16 protein-coding genes are annotated in these 20,100 nt (G+C 38.3%); 12 read left to right on the forward strand and 4 right to left on the reverse strand.

What is annotated here, in order from left to right; translation table 11 throughout:
• The first annotated feature begins 68 nt into the window (after positions 1-68).
• Both HMPREF0013_RS15500 and HMPREF0013_RS24610 read left to right on the forward strand, forming a co-directional pair.
• A complete protein-coding gene (locus HMPREF0013_RS15500) occupies positions 69-1,247 on the forward strand; it encodes a YbfB/YjiJ family MFS transporter (RefSeq protein ID WP_002118387.1) in 1,179 nt (392 codons plus the stop codon).
• Complete coding sequence (locus HMPREF0013_RS24610; protein WP_002118699.1) at positions 1,244-1,369, forward strand: hypothetical protein; 126 nt, start codon at positions 1,244-1,246, stop codon at positions 1,367-1,369. The genes HMPREF0013_RS15500 and HMPREF0013_RS24610 overlap by 4 nt, the downstream gene beginning before the upstream one ends.
• A gap of 35 nt (positions 1,370-1,404) precedes the next feature.
• On the opposite strand, the gene icd is transcribed toward HMPREF0013_RS24610, so the two are convergent.
• Entirely contained in the window at positions 1,405-2,661 is a 1,257-nt protein-coding gene (gene icd, locus HMPREF0013_RS15505; RefSeq protein WP_002118856.1) for an NADP-dependent isocitrate dehydrogenase, read from the reverse strand.
• 196 nt (positions 2,662-2,857) lie between these two features.
• Between icd and HMPREF0013_RS15510 the strand changes: the two genes are divergently transcribed.
• Entirely contained in the window at positions 2,858-3,646 is a 789-nt protein-coding gene (locus HMPREF0013_RS15510; protein WP_005067912.1) for an rRNA large subunit pseudouridine synthase E, read from the forward strand.
• Positions 3,647-3,761: 115 nt separating this feature from the next.
• On the opposite strand, the gene HMPREF0013_RS15515 is transcribed toward HMPREF0013_RS15510, so the two are convergent.
• Together HMPREF0013_RS15515 and HMPREF0013_RS15520 are read right to left on the reverse strand one after the other, a co-directional pair.
• On the reverse strand, positions 3,762-5,999 hold the full coding sequence (locus HMPREF0013_RS15515; RefSeq protein ID WP_002118624.1) for an NADP-dependent isocitrate dehydrogenase: 2,238 nt from the start codon (positions 5,997-5,999) through the stop codon (positions 3,762-3,764).
• A gap of 401 nt (positions 6,000-6,400) precedes the next feature.
• Entirely contained in the window at positions 6,401-8,104 is a 1,704-nt protein-coding gene (locus tag HMPREF0013_RS15520) for a M61 family metallopeptidase (protein ID WP_005073224.1), read from the reverse strand.
• Positions 8,105-8,273: 169 nt separating this feature from the next.
• Between HMPREF0013_RS15520 and HMPREF0013_RS15525 the strand changes: the two genes are divergently transcribed.
• The 9 genes from HMPREF0013_RS15525 (at position 8,274) to HMPREF0013_RS15565 (ending at position 18,972) form a co-directional block, all read left to right on the forward strand.
• The gene (locus tag HMPREF0013_RS15525; protein ID WP_002118897.1) at positions 8,274-9,593 is read left to right on the forward strand and encodes a D-alanyl-D-alanine carboxypeptidase PBP6B; all 1,320 of its coding nucleotides are present in this window, start codon (positions 8,274-8,276) and stop codon (positions 9,591-9,593) included.
• Positions 9,594-9,691: 98 nt separating this feature from the next.
• Positions 9,692-10,978, forward strand: coding sequence for an NAD(P)/FAD-dependent oxidoreductase (locus HMPREF0013_RS15530; RefSeq protein WP_002118447.1), 1,287 nt, complete (start codon positions 9,692-9,694; stop codon positions 10,976-10,978).
• Positions 10,979-11,113: 135 nt separating this feature from the next.
• Positions 11,114-11,596: an FKBP-type peptidyl-prolyl cis-trans isomerase gene (locus HMPREF0013_RS15535; protein WP_002118581.1), complete on the forward strand. Its 483-nt coding sequence runs from the start codon at positions 11,114-11,116 to the stop codon at positions 11,594-11,596.
• Between the two features lie 118 nt (positions 11,597-11,714).
• Positions 11,715-13,157 carry a cryptochrome/photolyase family protein gene (locus tag HMPREF0013_RS15540; RefSeq protein ID WP_002118715.1) on the forward strand — a complete coding sequence of 481 codons (1,443 nt, stop codon included), beginning with the start codon at positions 11,715-11,717 and terminating at the stop codon, positions 13,155-13,157.
• Positions 13,158-13,352: 195 nt separating this feature from the next.
• A complete protein-coding gene (locus tag HMPREF0013_RS15545) occupies positions 13,353-14,096 on the forward strand; it encodes a hypothetical protein (protein ID WP_002118735.1) in 744 nt (247 codons plus the stop codon).
• Positions 14,096-14,992 carry a hypothetical protein gene (locus HMPREF0013_RS15550; RefSeq protein WP_002118561.1) on the forward strand — a complete coding sequence of 299 codons (897 nt, stop codon included), beginning with the start codon at positions 14,096-14,098 and terminating at the stop codon, positions 14,990-14,992. Before HMPREF0013_RS15545 ends, HMPREF0013_RS15550 begins: the two co-directional genes overlap by 1 nt.
• Entirely contained in the window at positions 14,979-16,229 is a 1,251-nt protein-coding gene (locus HMPREF0013_RS15555; protein ID WP_002118919.1) for a glycosyltransferase family 2 protein, read from the forward strand. The genes HMPREF0013_RS15550 and HMPREF0013_RS15555 overlap by 14 nt, the downstream gene beginning before the upstream one ends.
• Positions 16,230-18,074 carry a hypothetical protein gene (locus tag HMPREF0013_RS15560; RefSeq protein WP_005803831.1) on the forward strand — a complete coding sequence of 615 codons (1,845 nt, stop codon included), beginning with the start codon at positions 16,230-16,232 and terminating at the stop codon, positions 18,072-18,074. It abuts the gene before it with no gap.
• Complete coding sequence (locus tag HMPREF0013_RS15565) at positions 18,052-18,972, forward strand: hypothetical protein (RefSeq protein ID WP_002118563.1); 921 nt, start codon at positions 18,052-18,054, stop codon at positions 18,970-18,972. The genes HMPREF0013_RS15560 and HMPREF0013_RS15565 overlap by 23 nt, the downstream gene beginning before the upstream one ends.
• On the opposite strand, the gene wecB is transcribed toward HMPREF0013_RS15565, so the two are convergent.
• Positions 18,957-20,099, reverse strand: a complete 1,143-nt coding sequence (gene wecB / locus HMPREF0013_RS15570) for a non-hydrolyzing UDP-N-acetylglucosamine 2-epimerase (protein ID WP_002118829.1) — start codon at positions 20,097-20,099, stop codon at positions 18,957-18,959. The two genes, HMPREF0013_RS15565 and wecB, sit on opposite strands and share 16 nt — an antisense overlap.
• Position 20,100 lies beyond the last annotated feature (1 nt).

Genomic DNA, 20,100 nt, shown 5'->3' on the forward strand with positions numbered 1-20,100 from the left:
ATCATATTAAATCATTTTTAAAGATTTAAAAACTCGCTTTTAATAATAAAAAAATTGAGCATCCTCTCATGTCTACGTTTTATCGAATGAGCTTAATTGTCTTTTTGGCAACTTGTTTGGGAATTGGTGTTTTTAGATTTTCCTATACTGCGCTTATGCCCATCATGATCGAGCAATACCACTGGACTCACGATTTTGCCAGTTACTTAGGCAGCGCAAATTTATTGGGATATCTCATTGGCGCCTTATTGGCGCTCTTAAGTATTAAAGAAAAGTACATCCCACCCATGATTGTATTGTCGGCTATAGCTGGTAGCCTCAGCCTACTATGCTGTTCATTCATGGATATGCCTCTGGTGTGGTTCATTTTTTGGCGTACGATTTCAGGTATTGCTGGCGGCTTACTAATGATTTTGGCACCTAGCTTTGCGATGAAATACATTCCCACCACGCAAAGATTAAAAGTTAATTTTTTAGGATTTAGCGGGATTGGTGTAGGGGTTTTATCCGCCACTATTATTATTCCTCTACTTCAAAATATGCCTGTTCATTATGTTTGGAATATTTTTGCGGGTCTTTCTCTATTAGGAAGCTTAACTCTTTATCGATTATTAAGTAGTAATACTGCCCAAATTATTAAGCCGCAATCGACCACTATAAAAGTCTCAAAAAAATCACGTTTAGGCCTTGTCATTATTATTGCCTATATGTGTAGTGCCTTTGCATATATTCCACACTCTTTGTTTTGGATGGATTATTTATCTGGAACTCTGCATTTTCCCCTACAGCAAAGAAATCTATTTTGGGTTCTCTATGGATTAGGAAGTTGTATTGGTGCACTTGTCGCTTATTGCTTAAGCAGATTAACCGGATATCTACAGGCCATTAAATGGTTATATACCATTTACTGCTTAGCCGTTGTTTTGCCTTTCTTTTCACATACCGCTTCTTTACTGGCCTTATCTTCGCTTTTGACAGGCTTACTAACCCCCGCAACCGTATTTATTAGTTCTTATAGTCTGCTACAGATTTATGAGCAGCGTTATCAGAAGCTTTGGAGCATTGCCACTATTGGCTTTGCCAGTACTCAACTTTTGGGTGGTGTTGTCATCAGTACTTTACATCATTTGCATTGGTCTTATGCCCATCTATTTCTTTTGGGTGGAACCGTTCTTCTCTTTGCGGTTTGCCTTTTAATTCCCCTACGCCCTTCTTTCACCTCAACTCTCGGAGAAACCAAACCGTGAAAACTCTGCTCTTTCCTTTATTTCTAGTTGCTTTCGTTCTTATTATTCAAGCCCTAGACCAGAGTTATCAAAAGAAAACTGGTTTTATTAAATCTCCGAAACATCCCGAATTTATGCAATAAAAAAAGCCCTCAACCGAGGGCTTTTTAATAGAAGATTACTCACCCATATGTTTGATAATTGCATCACCAAATTCAGAACAACGTAACAAGGTTGCACCCGGCATTAGGCGCTCAAAATCGTAAGTTACGGTTTTGGCAGCAATCGCTCCAGAAATTCCTTTAATGATCAAATCAGCTGCCTCTGTCCACCCCATATCACGCAGCATCATTTCTGCAGAAAGAATAATAGAACCAGGGTTTACTTTATCCTGACCTGCATATTTAGGTGCTGTGCCATGAGTTGCTTCATACACAGCAATAGCACCACCAATATTTGCACCTGGTGCAATACCAATACCTCCAACCTCTGCTGCCAAAGCATCAGAAATATAATCACCGTTTAAGTTTAGCGTGGCAATAACAGAGTAATCGGCTGGACGCATGAGAATCTGCTGTAAAAACGCGTCTGCAATGACATCTTTGATAATGATGTCTTTACCCGTTCTAGGGTTTTTAATTTTAACCCATGGACCACCATCAATCAGTTCTCCACCGAAACGATCTAGAGCCAATTCATAACCCCACTCTTTAAATGCGCCTTCGGTGTATTTCATGATATTGCCCTTGTGAACAAGAGTCACAGAAGGCTTGTCATTTTCGATTGCGAACTGAATGGCTTTACGGACTAAACGCTGTGAACCTTCTTTCGATACAGGTTTAATTCCAATGCCACATCCTTCAGGGAAACGGATTTTTGTGACACCCATTTCTTCTTGAAGGAACTTAATGACTTTTTTTGCCTCTTCAGAATCAGCTTTCCATTCAATACCTGCATAGATATCTTCCGAGTTCTCACGGAAAATCACCATATCAGTTAATTCGGGGTGTTGAACCGGTGAAGGAACGCCTTCAAACCAACGTACTGGTCGTACGCAAACGTATAGATCTAATTCTTGGCGTAAAGCAACGTTGAGTGAACGAATGCCTCCACCTACTGGTGTGGTTAAAGGACCTTTGATTGATACAACAAACTCGCGAAGTGCTTCGAAAGTTTCTTCGGGCATATAGTTGCCATAAATTTTATTGGCTTTTTCGCCGCAATACACTTCCATCCATTCGATTGAGCGTTTGCCACCGTAAGCTTTTAAAATCGCAGCATCTACGACTGCTTTCATGGTTGGTGTAATATCCACACCAATACCGTCGCCTTCAATGAAAGGAATAATTGGATGATTTGGTACGTTCAGTGACAGGTCTGCATTTACTTTGATTTTGTCGCCGTCGGCAGGAACCACGATCTTCTGATAACCCATTGTGTAGATTCTCCCTTTTATAATACTTAATTAACTAAAAATAATTATCGATAAACAATACTTTCAACTTTTATTAACGCATAATAGCTTAATCGAATTTAATACTTTTTGAGATTTATGTGGGAAATAAGCAAATTTCGCACTTAAATATAGCTCAATGTTTTCTCTAGTTATTTGAAAGAAGAAGCCATTTTTTATGAAAATTGTGATTCTCAACAAGCCTTATGACGTTCTCTCCCAGTTTCGTAAAGACGAAGCGCACATGACCGTCTCTGACTTTGTTGATGACCCGACTTTGCGCTTGGCAGGCCGTCTTGATATGGACTCTGAGGGTTTAGTTTTTTTAACCGATCATGGTGGTCTGAATCAGTTCATTACCAACCCTGCAAATAAAAAATACAAAACGTATTTAGTTCAAGTTGATGGCGATGTAACCGAAGAAGCGCTTGAGCAACTTCGTAAAGGTGTAGAACTGAATGATGGTATGACGCTTCCTGCTAAAGCCATTAAAGTCAGTGAACCTGAATGGTTATGGGAACGCAATCCACCCGTACGTTACCGTGCAAATATTCCGACATCTTGGATTGAGATTTCAATTTGTGAAGGCCGTAACCGCCAAGTTCGTCGTATGACTTCTGCGGTAGGTTTTCCAACTTTACGTTTAATTCGTACTAAAATTGGCTCAATTGACTTAGTTCAACTTGGTTTAAGACCGGGTGATGTAAAAGAAATTGAACCATTACTCTACCCTGACTTTAAAGATGTACCAGCTGAACAGCCTTATCGCTCGCGTTCATACGTGAAAAAGCCAGGTGGTACGGGTGGCAAACCAATGGTTCGCAAGAACAAAGATGGTTCTGCGAAAAAGTCTGGTACAAAACGTATCTGGCAAATGGATGAAAGCGAGAAACCACGTCGTAAGACCAATGGTACAACTCGTCCAAATACCAAAGCACCACGTGGTCGTGGCCGCAATGGTCGATAAGATTTAATCTTTTAAAAGCTCACATCAGTGGGCTTTTTTAATGTCTTTTATTTTAGGCAATAAAAAACCGGTGCATATGCACCGGCTCTTAAGCTAATTACTAACGAGTTAGTAATTAAGCCTCAACTGTTGCAAGAGCTGCATTAAATGTAGCACTTGGACGCATTACAGCATTTACTTTAGTTGGGTCGATAGCGTAGTAACCGCCGATGTCCGCTGGTTTACCTTGTACTTGAGCAAGTTCAGCAACAATCTTCTCTTCATTTTCAGCTAAAGCTTTAGCAAGAGGAGCAAATTTAGCTTTCAACTCAGCATCTTCGTTCTGAGCAGCAAGCGCTTCAGCCCAGTAAAGTGACAAGTAGAAGTGGCTGCCACGGTTATCGATTTCACCAGTACGACGTGATGGAGACTTGTCATTGTCAAGCAATTTACCAGTCGCTTCATCAAGTGTCTTCGCAAGTAACTTAGCACGAGCATTATTTTCTTTAATGCCCATTTCTTCTAAAGATACTGCAAGCGCAAGGAACTCACCAAGTGAATCCCAACGTAAGTGGTTTTCTTCAACAAGTTGTTGTACGTGTTTTGGTGCTGAACCACCTGCACCAGTTTCGTACATACCACCACCCGCCATTAGCGGAACGATAGACAACATTTTTGCAGAAGTACCAAGTTCCATAATTGGGAACAAGTCAGTTAAGTAGTCACGTAAGATGTTACCAGTCACAGAAATCGTGTCTAGGCCACGTACGACGCGCTCAAGTGTGTAACGCATTGCACGTACTTGAGACATGATTTGGATATCAAGACCAGTCGTATCATGATCTTTTAAGTACTTTTGTACTTTCTTGATCAATTCGTTTTCGTGTGGACGGTACGGGTCAAGCCAGAAGATTGCAGGCATACCTGAGTTACGTGCACGAGTTACTGCAAGTTTAACCCAGTCACGAATCGGAGCATCTTTAACCTGACACATACGCCAGATATCGCCTTCTTCAACATTTTGAGTCAATAACACTTCACCAGTGTCAAGATCGGTAATATTTGCAATACCAGCTTCTGAAATCTCAAAAGTCTTGTCGTGAGAACCGTATTCTTCAGCTTTTTGAGCCATCAAACCAACGTTTGGTACTGTACCCATAGTCTTCGGATCGAAGTTACCATGCCACTTACAGAAGTTGATCATTTCTTGGTAAATACGGGCAAATGTTGATTCTGGCATTACTGCTTTAGCATCGTATTGCTTACCATCAGCACCCCACATTTTACCACCAGCACGGATCATTGCTGGCATAGAAGCATCTACGATGATGTCGTTTGGAGAGTGGAAGTTTGTGATGCCTTTTGCCGAGTCAACCATTGCAAGTGCAGGACGGTGTTCTTGACAAGCATGTAAGTCTTCAATGATTTCTTCACGTAATGAAGTTGGAAGAGTTTCGATTTTCTCGTACAACCCAGCCATACCGTTATTAACGTTAATGCCTAATTCGTCAAATAACTTACCGTGCTTTTCGAAAGCTTCTTTGTAATAGATTTTCACACAGTGACCGAAAACGATCGGGTGTGAAACTTTCATCATTGTCGCTTTTACGTGTAAAGAGAATAAAATTCCCGCTTCTTTACAATCATCAAGTTCTTTTTCATAGAAATCACAAAGTGCTTTCTTGCTCATGAACATTGAATCAATGATTTCACCTTCTTGAAGCGCAACTTTTGGCTTAAGAACAATGCTCTTACCACTATTCGTGATAAGTTCCATTTTCACATTACGTGCGCGATCAAGTGTCATTGATTTTTCACCATGGTAGAAGTCACCTTCTTCCATATGTGAAACGTGAGTTTGTGACCACTGTTTCCACTCGCTCATTGAATGAGGGTGTTTTTTCGCATAGTTTTTAACTGCTGCTGGAGCACGGCGGTCAGAGTTACCTTCACGAAGGACAGGGTTTACTGCTGAACCAAGGCACTTACCATAACGAGCTTTGATTGATTTTTCTTCTTCAGTCGTTGGATTTTCCGGATAATCAGGAATTGCGTAACCTTTTGATTGAAGCTCTTTGATACATGCAGTTAATTGCGCAACAGACGCACTAATGTTCGGGAGTTTGATAATGTTTGTATCTGGATCTTGTGTAAGACGACCTAGCTCTGCAAGGTTGTCGGATACCTTTTGCTCTTCACTTAGGTAATCAGCGAATTCTGCGAGCACACGTGCAGCTACAGAGATGTCACTTTTAATAATCTCGATGCCAGCTGGCTTGGTAAAGGTCTCAATGATCGGCAGTAGCGAATAGGTCGCCAATAATGGCGCCTCATCAGTCAGTGTGTAAATAATAGTTGACTTTTCACCAGCCATATATAGCCCCTTCCGTTTGATTGAGTGTTGAGGACCGAGCTTGTGGCCCAGTGCCTACGAACCGATATGCTTAAATAAAACCCTGAGAGTATCGGCTCTCATTGTCTTCCAGTCAACGAAATATCCAGTGATAACGACATTTCGCAGCGAAATAATACATAATTTAAATCTATTGATAATATTCCTATACCCAACTTTAAGTAATACATAATTCATCATTACTTTTTTAGGGACTGAATACGATTAAATTACATGAGATATCTTTCAGAGTTCTGACAATTATTATACTTTTCATTCAAAACAAACTCAAAGATAAAACGAATCTCATCGTTTAGCAGCACTTAAAAAATAAAAAACCGACGTACAAAACATCGGTTTTTTATAAACTATTTATCTGTTATTTAAGCTTTTAACCATTTTTCAGTTTTAGCCTGATCTTCAATAATAAGTTCAACTTCAGTTAAATCAGATGTAGCACATTCAACTTCAAAAGATAGTAACTCATCGCGACGGAAAGCAAACACAGTATAAGTACCGCCCTGCTTTGCATACTTCTCAACAAGTTTAGTGGTCGCTTTTAGCCCATCAATTGCAATAATTACATCATTGGCAGAAATACCTGCTTTAGCTGCTGCGCTATCACGGCGAGTACTTTGCACGAGTACACCTTCAGGCTTATCAACAAGTTTCAAACCAAGTGGCAAAGATTTGTCAGTTTTAACTCTATAACTTAAGCCAAACTCAGGGAACAGTTGATCAAGTGGCAATTCATCAGTGGTATTAATCAAATGATTAATTTGTTCAATCCAGCTATCACCCGTCAGTTCTTTACATAAATCAAAAATGGTTCTTTCGTTTACTTGCATACCATTTTGAGTGTTTTCATATAACCGACGCATTAAAGCATCAAGACTAGAACCCCGTAGACGTAAACCTAAATCTAGACATAATGCTACAAGCGAACCTTTATTGTAGTAACTGGTGCCCGCATTATTCGAGTTTTCATCTTGGCGATAAAATTTAATCCACGCGTCAAAACTTGACTCTGCAACTGTTTGAACAAAACGACCTGGGTTTTGCAAATAACGGTCAATTTGTGCTTTGAGTAAATCAAGATAAGACTTCTGAGAAATTACGCCACTACGTAATAAAATCAGGTCATCGTAATATGAAGTAAAGCCTTCAAATATCCACAATAAAGACGTGTAGCCTTCTTGATGCAAATTATAGTTTGCAAAGTTTTCTGGGCGGATAAACTTGACTAACCATGAATGAAAATATTCATGACTACATAAGCCTAAAAAGCGTTGATAATCTTTAGAAGGTTCAGTTGGTTCATTCGATTTTGGCAAATCCTCACGCGGTGTAATCAAGCTTGTGCTATTACAATGCTCTAATCCGCCATAACTATTCCCTGTTGCCATGGTCATAAAGGTATAGTTTTTAAATGGTGCTGACCCGAACATATTTATTTCAGCTGCACAAATCTTTTCAATATCGGCTTTTAGGCGATCAATATTGGTATTGTGCGAACCAGAAATTACGAACTCATGTTCAATGCCGTTCGTCTCAAAACTAAAGCGTGTTTGATCAGCCAATTCAAATGGACTATCAATCAGTTGATCGTAATGATCTGCTTTTAAAGTAAATCGACCTTTGACTAAGCTTTTTGAAGCTAAGCCTGTTGCTAACTGAAAATGCTTTAATTCATCCGGCAAGAAAACTTCGACTTCACAAGCAGACTGCTCCTGCCCTTCTAAAGCCAAACATACACACGCAGGATTAATATATAGACGAGTCTGGTCTACATAAGCACCACGGACAGACAAGTCATATGCATACACATCATATTCAATCGTCATTAATTCATGATCTGTATTAAATAAACGCCAGCGATTCTTGCTCGTTTTTTTAATGTCCAGCAGACGTCCAGCTTCATCATAAGCTTTAACGGATTCAATATGTTTTGAGAACTCTCGAATTAGATAACTACCTGGAATCCAAGTTGGTAGCCAAAGTTCCTGATTTGGGTTGGCTAAAAAACGAATTGTCACGTGAACAAGGTGCTGTTTGTAATCATCGAACTCAATTTGATAATGCAACATAAATTCTTCAATTTAAAATAAGAACGGCTTCACATTAGATTATCACTTTTTTGTATCGTCTTGCGTAGATGTATTTTTTGGCAACAATTCCCACTAGCCTTCCATGAAAAAAAGGCATAGCATGCTGTGCATCTGTGTCCCGTATTTGCCAGTGAAGTTAAGGTCATCCGTGAAATTTTTTCTATCTCTTTTTACCCTCTTTAGTATTTTTTGTACTACTCTAACCAATGCTGCACTACTCAATATTGCACCTGAAAGTGTTGAAGCTGCTGCATGGACTATTGTAGATACTCAATCGGGTCAAATCATTGCTGAGCATAATAGCCATGTGCAACGTGCACCAGCATCTTTAACCAAAATGATGGTTGCCTACATTGCCCTAAAAGAGATTAAAGCTGGAAAACTGAAAAAAGAAGAAATCATTACTGCAACTCCAGTGGTTAGTGTTGTGCAGTGGGATGAATCACAAATGTATCTTAAAGCTGGTGAACAGATTTCAGTTGATCAGTTATTGGCAGGTTTAATCGTAATGTCTGCTAATGATGCAGCCGTGACTTTAGCTGAAAAAATCTCTGGTGATGTTCCGCGCTTCGTGCAACGTATGAATCAGGAAGCTCAAGCTTTGGGTATGAAAGATACTCATTTTAGTAATCCTGCCGGAATTACGATGCCAGACCATTTCACTACAGCACACGACCTTAGCTTATTAAGTCAGGCTGTAATTAAGCAGACCCCTGAATATTTGCATTATTCAAAAATGCCAAACTTTAGTTATAACCAACGCTTCCATCATGCGACAAACCTTGCGCTCAAATATGACCCATATGTAGATGGCCTAAAAACGGGATATACCAAAGCAGCGGGTTATAATTTGGCACTCACAGCTTCACGTCCTTCATTCTCATCTGACTTAACTCAAAGACGTTTATTAGTCATTGTTTTAGGTACACCGAGTGCTGTAAAACGCGCTGAGATTGCAGATAAATTAATGAATCTTGCTTACGCCTATACACGTGATGAAGTGATTATTCCTGAGCAGAAATTAATTGCTGAACTACCTGTTGTAAAGTCGACTTTAAAAATGTTTAAGGTTGAAACAAAGCAACCAACAATTGTAACGACATCTTTATATGCAGACCCAGCACCAATTGACCTAAATACTTTTGATAATGCAACTCAACGCGTTCAAGTACTTGATAGTAACCAACAGCTCAAGGTGATTGCTCCACTTGAAACGACTCAAACACATGTAAACATTGAGCTCAATGAAAAACAATTAACTGCGCCATTAATGAAAGTCGTAAGTTTGGCAACAGTATCGATTTATCAAAATAATCAACTGATCCGTAGTCTTCAAATCGAAGATAACGTACATATTGAAGAAGCCAACATTTTCCAAAAAATCGCAATGTGGTTTTCTAGCCTCTTCTCTATTTTTTCATCAAGTGAACATAGTGCTGCTAAACTCTACCCAGTAGATTCGCACTAAAAACATCAAATTGTGCACAGACGCACAATAATTTTTATAAATAAAAGATGGCATAATTTAGCCATCTTTTTTTATAGAAAAATAATTAGGTGAAAAAAATGACCCAAAATTTACATCATATTGTAATTGTTGGTGGTGGTGCTGGCGGCTTAGAACTGGCAACACAACTCGGTGAAACTTTTGGGAAAAATCGTAAAGCAAAGATTACATTGGTTGACCAAAACCTTACCCATATTTGGAAACCATTGCTTCATGAAATTGCTGCTGGTTCTTTAAATCCCCACGAAGAACAAACTAACTATTTTGCGCACTCAGAAAAACATCATTACGAATTTGTGCTCGGAACATTAGTTGGGGTTAATAAAGATAAAAAATTAATTGAACTAATGCTCCCTCAAGTGTCTAAGGATCAACAGAATCATTCGCAAGAGCTAAGTTATGACACACTTATTTTAGCGCTTGGTTCGGTATCAAATGATTTTAATACCACTGGAGTGCGTGAAAACTGCCATTTCCTTGATAGCAGAAAGCAAGCCGATATTTTCCAGCAAGATTTATTACATCTTTATATTGAAGCTCAAAATCAACCCAATCAACGAACTTTAAATATTGGAATTGTTGGTGCGGGAGCAACAGGTGTAGAACTGGCAGCTGAGTTAATTGAGACAACTAAAAACTTTTATCGATATGGTTTAAAGAAGATTCATCCAAACCAAGTCAAAATCACATTGATTGAAGCTTCTGAACGTATTTTACCCGCTCTAAGCGATAAAACTGCTGAACACAGTGCTGGGCAACTCAAAAAAATGGGTGTTGAAATTTTAACTCAACACCGCGTTGAAAAAATTGATGAGCATTGCATCTACTTTAGCAATGGCAACCAACTCAAAAGTGATATTACCGTTTGGGCTGCAGGCGTAAAAGCACCAAAGGTATTAGAAAGTTTTACTGACTTTAAACGTGACAATATTAACCGCCTGATGGTCTATGCGACCTTGCAAACCTATTCTGATCCAAATGTATTTGCGTTTGGTGACTGTGCTCATTGCCAACTTGATGCAAGACATCCTCCACTTGGCCCCCGTGCTCAAGTTGCAAGCCAACAGGCCAGCTTTTTAGTCGATGCTATGGCTGCTCGACTAAATGGCCGATCACAGCCGATGTTTACATTTAACGACAAAGGTTCTCTCGTGTCTTTAAGTCGTAATAAAGCCGTTGGAGAATTACTTGGAGATGTCAGCGTGCAAGGCTATATTGCGAAAACAATGTATGTCTCTTTATATCGTTTACATCAAGCAACGATTCACGGATATACTCAGGCTGGACTACTCACAATGAAAGATTTACTTACAAGACGTGTACGTCCAAAAATTAAGCTGTATTAAGTTGAATTTTTTAAGTTCGTCCCTATTTATATAAAAACGCATCAGAAAAAGTGCCAAAGATTAAGATTTTGTAGTCTACAAAATTTATTTTTCACTTTATGATGTACGCTTCAATTGATTGAATGGATCAAAAACATGACTGCTATTGCAAATAACCACGTGGTTTCATTCCACTACAAATTAACAAACGCTGAGGGTGAAACACTTGATCAATCTCAAGGTGAACCACTTGCCTATTTGCACGGTGCAGGCAATATCATTCCTGGTTTAGAAAATGCATTAACAGGTAAAACTGTTGGTGAAAAATTCACTGTTAACGTTCCAGCTGCTGAAGGTTATGGCGAATACAACCCAGACCTAGTACAAGAAGTTCCAGCTCAAATGTTCCAAGGTGTTGAGAACATTCAACCTGGTATGCAATTCCAAGCTCAAACAGATGACGGCGTACAGATCGTTACTGTTAAAGCGGTTGAAGGCGACAACGTTGTTGTTGATGCTAACTTCCCACTTGCTGGTCAAGATTTAACTTTTGAAGTTGAAATCGTAGAAATCCGTGATGCTTCTCAAGAAGAATTAGATCACGGTCACGTACACGGTGCTGGTGGTCATCACCACTAATTCATCTTTAAAGATGATAAGAGCAAAGCTTCGGCTTTGCTTTTTTTATGTATTTATTTTTATATAATATTTTGATAATAATTCTTTAACTCACCTCACTATATAAGGGCCAATTTTCATGTCAAACGTAAATCAGCTAATTTGGTTTCGTCAAGATTTGAGAGTTCGAGACCATGCTGCTTTATGGCATGCCTCTCAACAAGGGCCTTGTATTGGGTTAATTATTTTATCGCCTGAACAATGGAAAATGCATCACGATGCGCCTATAAAAATTAATTTCTATTTACGTCAACTTCAACAACTAAAAAAAGAACTAGAACAACTTAATATTCCCCTTATTATCCAAGTCATTCCTTACTGGAAAGATATCGCTGATTATATTGGTGAACTTAGCACTCAACTTAATATTGAAAATGTCTATTCAAATATAGAGATCGGCGTTAATGAATTAAAAAGAGATAAAACTGTACAAGATTTTTTAAATCAACAAGGTAAAGAGCTCTTTTTATTCCATGACCGTACGATTTTTCCTTTATGCTCTATTCGCAATCAGTCACAGCAGCCCTATCAGGTTTTCGGTGCATTTAAAAAAGCATGTTATTCAAAATTGGATATCAGTGGTTTACCTCAATGCTATCCAATTCCTGAAAAGCAAAGTAGCTATCCAGCGTCTTTTTCAAAAATAAACAGCTTAACTCTAGAAGATATTGAAGCTTTTTTTGATCCTTCTGTTTCTAAAGAGCAACAAGGCTTATGGCCAGCTGGAGAAAATTTTGCTCTAGAGCAGCTCGACATATTTATTAAAGATCGTTTATCTGATTATAAATTAGAACGTGACTTTCCCAATGTAAGAGGAACTAGCCAACTTTCCCCCTACTTAAACATTGGGATTTTGTCTATCCGCCAGTGCCTGCAAGCTCTTTTTAGGGCTGAACATGGCAACTTTCATTTGACAAATGAAGGCCAGCAGACTTGGTTAGATGAACTCATTTGGCGAGAATTTTATCAACATATTTTATTTGATTTCCCCCATGTTTCTAAACATATTCCGTTTAAAAAAGACACTCAGAAAATTAAGTGGAATCACAACCCAGAGCACCTAATTGCATGGCAAACGGGCCAGACAGGTATACCGATTATTGATGCTGGAATGCGTCAACTTTTAAAAACGGGATGGATGCATAATCGTGTTCGCATGATTACCGCTATGTTTTTATGTAAAAACTTACTCATCGATTGGCGAGTAGGTGAACAATGGTTTATGGAGCATTTAATCGATGGGGATTTAGCAGCAAATAATGGTGGCTGGCAATGGTGTGCTTCTACCGGAACTGATGCCGTACCTTACTTTAGAATTTTTAACCCTATTGCTCAATCAAAGAAATTTGATCCAAATGGAGATTATATTCGTCAATGGGTTGAAGAATTAGCTCATCTAGACAATAAAGCCATTCATGAGCCCTACTCGACTAAAACGAATATTCAGTTAAATTATCCAAAACCAATTGTAGATTTAAAGGAAACTCGTCTTAAAGCAATTGAAACTTTCAAGAGTATTTAAATAAGAATTACGTCTTAAGTGTTTATTTTTAATTAAAAAATAATAACAGTATTTGACTATAGTGAGACTTTGTTCTACAAATAAACATAATAGATACTTAAAAAAGGCCATAAACAACAACAACTTCGCAATGTCTCACATTTAGTAATAAAAGTATAAAAAAATTAACATTACAATAAGGTAGCTATAGCTCACATGCAACAAAAGAACCCTGGAAGAACACTCGTCTTATGGATTATCGCAGCTCATCTATTTATGGGCATGGTGGCGTATGAGTGGTTGCCTGTAAGTTTTAGAGGAAGCTGGATTTTTATTCTCATTCTTTTAATTTCTGGAGCTTTTTTACAAGTTGGTGCATCCTTAATTGTGGGCTTACTCGCTTTTATCGGTGTTGCAGTATATTTTCTACTCGACTTAGGGGCTCAGACGCATATTGAACGTCAGCTTCTTTTACTTTTTATTATTCCCCTCATTCCTCTTTTTCTGAGTGCTGTTCGCCATAATATTGAAATTAACGTTCAAAAATACCGCGATATTCAAAGTTATGACCGTAATTATCGCCGTGATATTTTCCCGCTTAGCGCACTCAAGTATTTTCAACGCAGTTTCTTTAAGCTTCTTGATCATCATCACATTCAAGACTATGAAGTCTTTGAAATTAGAATTCTCAACCGAAGCTTAATTAAAGAAATGTTAGGCGACGATGTGTGGAAAACCACTCAAAATGAAATGATTAAAATTTTGAGCCAACATCATCCACAAGAAATCGTTTTCCAGTTTGCTGATGATGATCTTGAAACTATATACAGCATTGTAATTCGCAAGCAAAAAACGGATGAAGAACCTGAATTTATTAAAAAGCTAAAAGAAATTATGACTTTGCGGCTTGAAGTCGAATATAAAGTTATTCAGATTCCACCTGAAGAGGAGATTACTTAATGTCTAATCTTCTTAATATTTGTGGAATTATTATTGCATCTAGTCAGTATCCTGATGCCACTTTACAGCAGTTCTATCGGCAATATTATCATTGTGAGATTAAAACGGAACAAACAAAAACAGAAGTTCAGAGTACCGATGATCTTTCAATGTTTTTTCCATATCAGGATACATGGTGGCCTATCTTTACAATTGACCAGATCAGCTCGGATAGCTTTCAACGACTTATTCATAAAGGGTTCAAGCCTGGCATTATATTGCCGGATGAAGTTTTTAGCTTTTCTCATTATTTCTTGCTCAAAGAAGCAGTCAGCCAAGGTGCGATTCCGATTGCACTTTATAAATCAGAGCAACCTCAATATTTTGCGGCTAAAGCCACATTTTCAACTGCAATTGGGTTGCGCCCAATGGCTGCTTTTGTCTCAACGGGATGGGATGAAAATTTAATTTCACAGACCGCTGGTAGTTATATTATTCAATTTAACCCTTCGCAGCTCCCGTTACCCTCTAGAGAAATTAAGCAAAAACAGCATTTATTTTATTCGGCTAAACGTTTTAACGGTCATATTTCTGGGTATGAAATTATTATTAATCCTCCTGCTGATCTACCCACAACAAATATTCGATATCCTCAACTCGGAATATCTTGGAAATTTAATAAGATTAATTACATAAGTACGCCAGAGCATGTAAAAACTAATTTCCTTGGATACATTTTTATCGGTTTAAGTACTGTTGTAGTTCCACTCGATCTAATTCTGACGAGTACCTACCCTGACCTCCTTGGTACGTTTGGTAGCTATATTTCATGGTTCTCTCTTGTAATCGGGTTGATTTTATTAGTCTTGCTCATCTCGTCTATTATCAGGAGGGTTAAATCAAATGGCTCCCATTGATATTCTCTTCTTATTTGGATTTTTAGGGATTTGGATTCCACAAGCATTTTGGGCGTGGTTAAGTTATCAAGCTTGGAAATATTCAAAAACAGCAGAAAAAGAGTTACAAAACCTTCCAATACCAGAGAGATGGCCCGTTTTGAGTGTCTTGATCCCTGCCTATAATGAAGGTGTTGTGATTGAAGATACTTTGCATGCAATTGCTCAACAAGATTACCCAGCCGAAGCATATGAAGTTTTACTCATTAATGATGGGTCAAAGGATAACACCCTAGAAATCGCCGAAAATTTGGCAAAAATTTATCCTTGCATAAAGATTGTTAATGTTCCTAAAGGAATGGGGGGTAAAGGTAAATCTAGAACGCTTAATAATGGCCTCCCCCATGCTAGAGGCGAATTGATTGTTGTCTATGATGCGGACAGTACACCAGAACCCGATTGTGTTCGCTTGCTAGCTCAAACCCTACTTGCCGATAAAAAATTAGTAGCCGTTAATGGAAAAGTAAGAACACGTAATTGGCAAGATAGTATTTTGACCCGATTTATCGCAATTGAGTTCATCTTTTTCCAATGGATTTTCCAAGGCGGTCGTTGGCAACGTTTTGAATTATCAACATTGATGGGTACTAACTATGTGATTTGGCGTGATGCTTTAGAAACCTTAGGTGGTTTCGATGAAAAGTCATTGGTCGATGACACTGAAATGAGTTTTAGGATTTTTATCGGCCAAAAACGAATTAAATGGGTGCCCTATGCGATTGGTTGGCAGCAAGACCCCCCATCTCTAAGTGTATTTGTTAAACAGCGCTCACGTTGGACCCAAGGTAATTTTTATGTGACTCGTAAATATTTACCCGTCGCATTAAGAACGCCTTTTCCTATCGGAATTGAAATTCTTAACAACATTATGTGCTACATACTTTTTGTACCCGCTTTATTCTGGAGTCATATCACCTTAACCCTTGGCATACTTGATATTGCGGGTATTTCAGTTCCAGGCCCATTCACAACTCTATGGGGACTGTCATTTTGCCTATATGTGGCACAAATGTGGTTTACGCTTTCACTCGAAAAAGTTAAACCAGAACTCTACTTTTATTCAGTTCTATCTTACGTAAGTTACTCACAAATATTTCTATTTATTGTTTTTAAAGCCGCATATGACATGCTTAAAAATAAAATACAGGGCAACTCCCTTCAATGGTACAAAACGGAACGTAGCAAGGAGAAAAAATAAATGAAAAAGACTTTTGATCTTTACAAAACAGCTCAAGTGCTCCTTGCCAGCACCAGTCTTATGCTCGCCATGTCTGCTCATGCGTATACATGGGAACTGGACGATATTAGTACTTCTACTAAATACACAGTCGAGCCTCATTTTTTCTATATTGGCAAAGGTGCCCAGTGGCAAAACATTCAATTTTCAAGTGATTATTCCACTGAAAGCGATACAACTTTACTTGTAAAATATGATGATAAACTCATTTATAACACTACCCTAAGTGGGGATGGTCAAGTCAAATTTGATATTCCAGCAAGTCAGAGTGGTTTTCACCGTTTAGATTTTATTATTCAACAATATGCGAAACCGACTACGCTGAATCAAACCAAAGAAACATTCTGTACAGAAGATATTGATCACCTAACTTATTTAAGTAATTCCCAGCTCGACTTTACACCTATTCGTAATGAATATCGCTTAAAAGATTTGCCAGATGCTTTATATAACCCACAAGCGAGACAGCCTACTCCATTTGTTGGTATTTTAAAATACAACCGTAAAGAGATTATAGAAGCCTCCATGCTCGCCAGATTAGCAAGTTCATGGACCTCCATAACACCTGTTGAATGGGTTGATTCAGGACAAACCAATTTAAATCCTGAAACAAACTTTATTATTGAAGTTATTCGCTCAGCAGCACCACTAAAAGGCGGAGCACTAGTACAAATTGCAAAACCTGTAGAAGGTGTGCCTACCTTATCAATTACTTATCATACTCAACAAGATTTAACGAGCGCAGTAAATGGACTAATTAATTCTTCTTATGTACAACAATTGAGTACAGGAAACGCAGTTTTTCCAAATACAATATCTAATCCAACATGGGCTCAATTTAAAAAAATCGATACACTCGCCGATTTAGGTATTCAAGATTTCAGATTAAATCACGCTGAAAAAAACTTATTTCTTGATTTCCCTGCGGTATGGCAACCAACCGATATCTTGCAAGGACAAATCGCACTTCGTATTCAAAGTGGTTTATTACAAGGTTCCAATATTACAGCTTGGATTGATGGAGGACTTGCTGGAAGCATGAAAACAGCCGACCTTGCTTCAGACCCAGTAAACCGTCAGTTCAATATTTTTGCAAAAGCTATTTCTAATACGACAAATTTTAGTCTAAAGCTGGAAAATTCAGTGATAGCCAATTCCCAATGTTTACCTAACGCACATGGTTCACTTTGGATTGATACAGCCAAATCTACTGTAAAGCTACCTCATAAACTTAAAAATGGTGTAGCCGCAATTTCAATGACTTTAGCAACAACCCCCACAATTGCGGTTGATGGTCAATCTGGTGCATTAAATATCGCGATTGTGTTAGGTCAAACTGCGAAAAAAATGCTTTTAACCCAAGCACCAATGCCTCTCAACCTAGTCCGTTATTCACCGAGCGCGCCACAATCTGTAAATGTCCGCGTTAACAAAGATATTTATCAACAACAAGTACTAATGCATCAGGATATTATTTATGCACCTGCTGCCCAAAATGGTTTTATTGTCAGTTATAACAATAACCGCTTTGATGTGATTACCGACTCACAAGGTGGCGCACAAACGTTTATGCACCTTTGGGAAAAAATACAACATAAAATTCCAAACAACGTGACGAAAATGCTGGTTTCAGAAAATGGAAATATCTATGTTTTACAAAAACTCATTGTCGGAAATCAAAAGGCGCCTCTAGTCCAACAGTCTTCTTTCTTCTTATTAGTTGTGATTATCTCTGCAATTATGATAATAATTATCTTCTTGTGGTACTGGTTAAGACGAAATAATGAGAAAACAGATACCAATTAAAATAGCTGCTTTTATTATTTTAATTATATGTAGTGTCGTCGTATATGCGGGGCTTTTCAAACATCAAGGTCAAGCCCCTCATATTGAAGGCATTTTCTGGCAACCTGACAATAACACGACTCCTCCAGAAGGAAATTGGCACTATTTAGGTGTTGATACATTTGTTCCCCAATGGTCTGTTGTTGAATCTAAATCTTGGTGGAAAGAATCAAATTTTCCACAGTGGGAAAAAGCTATTAATTTAGAAAAGATTAAACAAGAACCTTGGGCAAAAAATCTTATATTAGGCTTAGCCGGTGAATATAATGAACCTAAAGCTCGGGCTAATGTCATTGAGTTAGGCGAAAAATCTGCCCAAATTATAAAAGAGCAAAAAACAGCATTTAAAGGTTATTACTTTCCGGTAGAAGCAGATCCAACTTGGCTACGAGTCAGTGCTTTAGGTCATGTGTTATCGAAGCTTCCTTCACCAGTCTGGGTGAGTATTTATAGTGGCGAAACTGAGCCTGAAAATTATGGTTTATGGGTTAAAAGCTGGCTGCCTGACCATACGGGAGTTTTTTTCCAAGATGGTGTTGGCGTTGGCGTTCGATCACCTAAACAGGCCAAACATATTTTAGATCAGCTTGAACATAAACTTGGAAAAGACAAAGTAATTATAGTATTAGAAGCTTTTAGAGTGAAAAAGAATGGGCAATTTAGAGCCGCATACCCTTGGGAAATTATTTCTCAGCTAAAAGCATATGAAGGTAAAACTGTTTATATTTTTGATGGTCCTCATTACATGAGCCGCTGGTGCGTTAATATTGTGAGCTTATGGTACCGCCTCACTTATGGTCATGCGAATAAAACCATAAATGAGACGAGATCCTTAAATCATAATTATGCCGATTCATAAGATTTAGCAATTTGATTGAGAATACGTTGAGCAGCTTGCCCATCGCCAAATGGGTTTTCCACATGTGCCATTTTTTCATAATGCTGTTGGTCGGTGAGTAACTTTTCAGCTTCTTCAATAATTTTTTGTTGATTTGTACCCACCAAAACGCCTGCTCCCACCTCAACAACTTCTGGTCGCTCGGTAGTATCCCGCAAGATCAAAACTGGCTTATTAAATGATGGACTTTCTTCTTGTAAGCCTCCCGAATCCGTCAAAATAAAATTCGATCGGTCTATCACTGCCAATAGACTTGGGTAGTCTAATGGTTTAACAAGATGGATTTGGGAATGGTCTTTAAACTTATCATGGACTACATCATGTACTGCCGGGTTCAAATGTACAGGCCAAATAAAATGTAAATCAGGATGTGCTTGAGCTAAGTGCTCAACTGCATTACAAATATTTTGAATTCCACCACCAAAGTTTTCACGACGATGGGCAGTAATAAGTACAACTTTGTCATCCTGCTTTAATTGAATTCCATAAGGTTCAAGCTGGTTCTTCAAATCAGATTTTTCAGAAATTAATTTACGCCCTAAATACACAGCGTCAACAACAGTATTGCCTGTAACAGTAATGAGTTCTGGCGGAATTTGTTCATTAAGTAGATTTCTTTTTGATTGTTCAGTCGGGGCAAAATGCCATTTAGTAATACGTGAAACTAACTGACGATTTCCCTCTTCTGGAAAAGGATGATCTAAATCATAAGAACGTAAACCAGCTTCAACATGCGCAACAGGAACTTTCATTGAAAACGCGACTAAGCCAGCTGCTAAAACAGTTGTTGTATCACCCTGAATAACAATTGCATCTCGTTTTTGTCCATCAGTGTACACATTCTCGATTTGGCTCAAACCATGAATTAAGAGCTGATTTAAACTTTGTCCAGCATTCATAATTTTAAGACGGTGGTCAATTTCAACCCCAAAGAAATCTATCGCATCTCTTACTAGTTCGTCATGCTGTCCAGTAAAAATCACTTCAACTTGAAAGCGAGGGTCTTGTTTTGCCAATAAAATCACAGGGGCAAGTTTGATTAATTCAGGACGGGTTCCAAATACGATAGATATAAAAATTTTATTCATT

The organism is Acinetobacter sp. SH024, from assembly GCF_000163635.1.
GTDB lineage: Bacteria > Pseudomonadota > Gammaproteobacteria > Pseudomonadales > Moraxellaceae > Acinetobacter > Acinetobacter pittii.

Bases quoted from the DNA above. Each gene is read 5' to 3' on its own strand.
- HMPREF0013_RS15520 (WP_005073224.1), bottom strand. From the start codon at position 8,104: ATGTTGCATTATCAAATTGAGTTCGATGATTACAAACAGCACCTTGTT.
- HMPREF0013_RS15540 (WP_002118715.1), top strand. From the start codon at position 11,715: ATGTCAAACGTAAATCAGCTAATTTGGTTTCGTCAAGATTTGAGAGTT.
- HMPREF0013_RS15555 (WP_002118919.1), top strand. From the start codon at position 14,979: ATGGCTCCCATTGATATTCTCTTCTTATTTGGATTTTTAGGGATTTGG.
- HMPREF0013_RS15530 (WP_002118447.1), top strand. From the start codon at position 9,692: ATGACCCAAAATTTACATCATATTGTAATTGTTGGTGGTGGTGCTGGC.
- HMPREF0013_RS15560 (WP_005803831.1), top strand. From the start codon at position 16,230: ATGAAAAAGACTTTTGATCTTTACAAAACAGCTCAAGTGCTCCTTGCC.
- HMPREF0013_RS15510 (WP_005067912.1), top strand. From the start codon at position 2,858: ATGAAAATTGTGATTCTCAACAAGCCTTATGACGTTCTCTCCCAGTTT.
- icd (WP_002118856.1), bottom strand. From the start codon at position 2,661: ATGGGTTATCAGAAGATCGTGGTTCCTGCCGACGGCGACAAAATCAAA.
- HMPREF0013_RS15545 (WP_002118735.1), top strand. From the start codon at position 13,353: ATGCAACAAAAGAACCCTGGAAGAACACTCGTCTTATGGATTATCGCA.
- HMPREF0013_RS15500 (WP_002118387.1), top strand. From the start codon at position 69: ATGTCTACGTTTTATCGAATGAGCTTAATTGTCTTTTTGGCAACTTGT.
- wecB (WP_002118829.1), bottom strand. From the start codon at position 20,099: ATGAATAAAATTTTTATATCTATCGTATTTGGAACCCGTCCTGAATTA.
- HMPREF0013_RS15535 (WP_002118581.1), top strand. From the start codon at position 11,114: ATGACTGCTATTGCAAATAACCACGTGGTTTCATTCCACTACAAATTA.
- HMPREF0013_RS15565 (WP_002118563.1), top strand. From the start codon at position 18,052: ATGAGAAAACAGATACCAATTAAAATAGCTGCTTTTATTATTTTAATT.
- HMPREF0013_RS15550 (WP_002118561.1), top strand. From the start codon at position 14,096: ATGTCTAATCTTCTTAATATTTGTGGAATTATTATTGCATCTAGTCAG.
- HMPREF0013_RS15515 (WP_002118624.1), bottom strand. From the start codon at position 5,999: ATGGCTGGTGAAAAGTCAACTATTATTTACACACTGACTGATGAGGCG.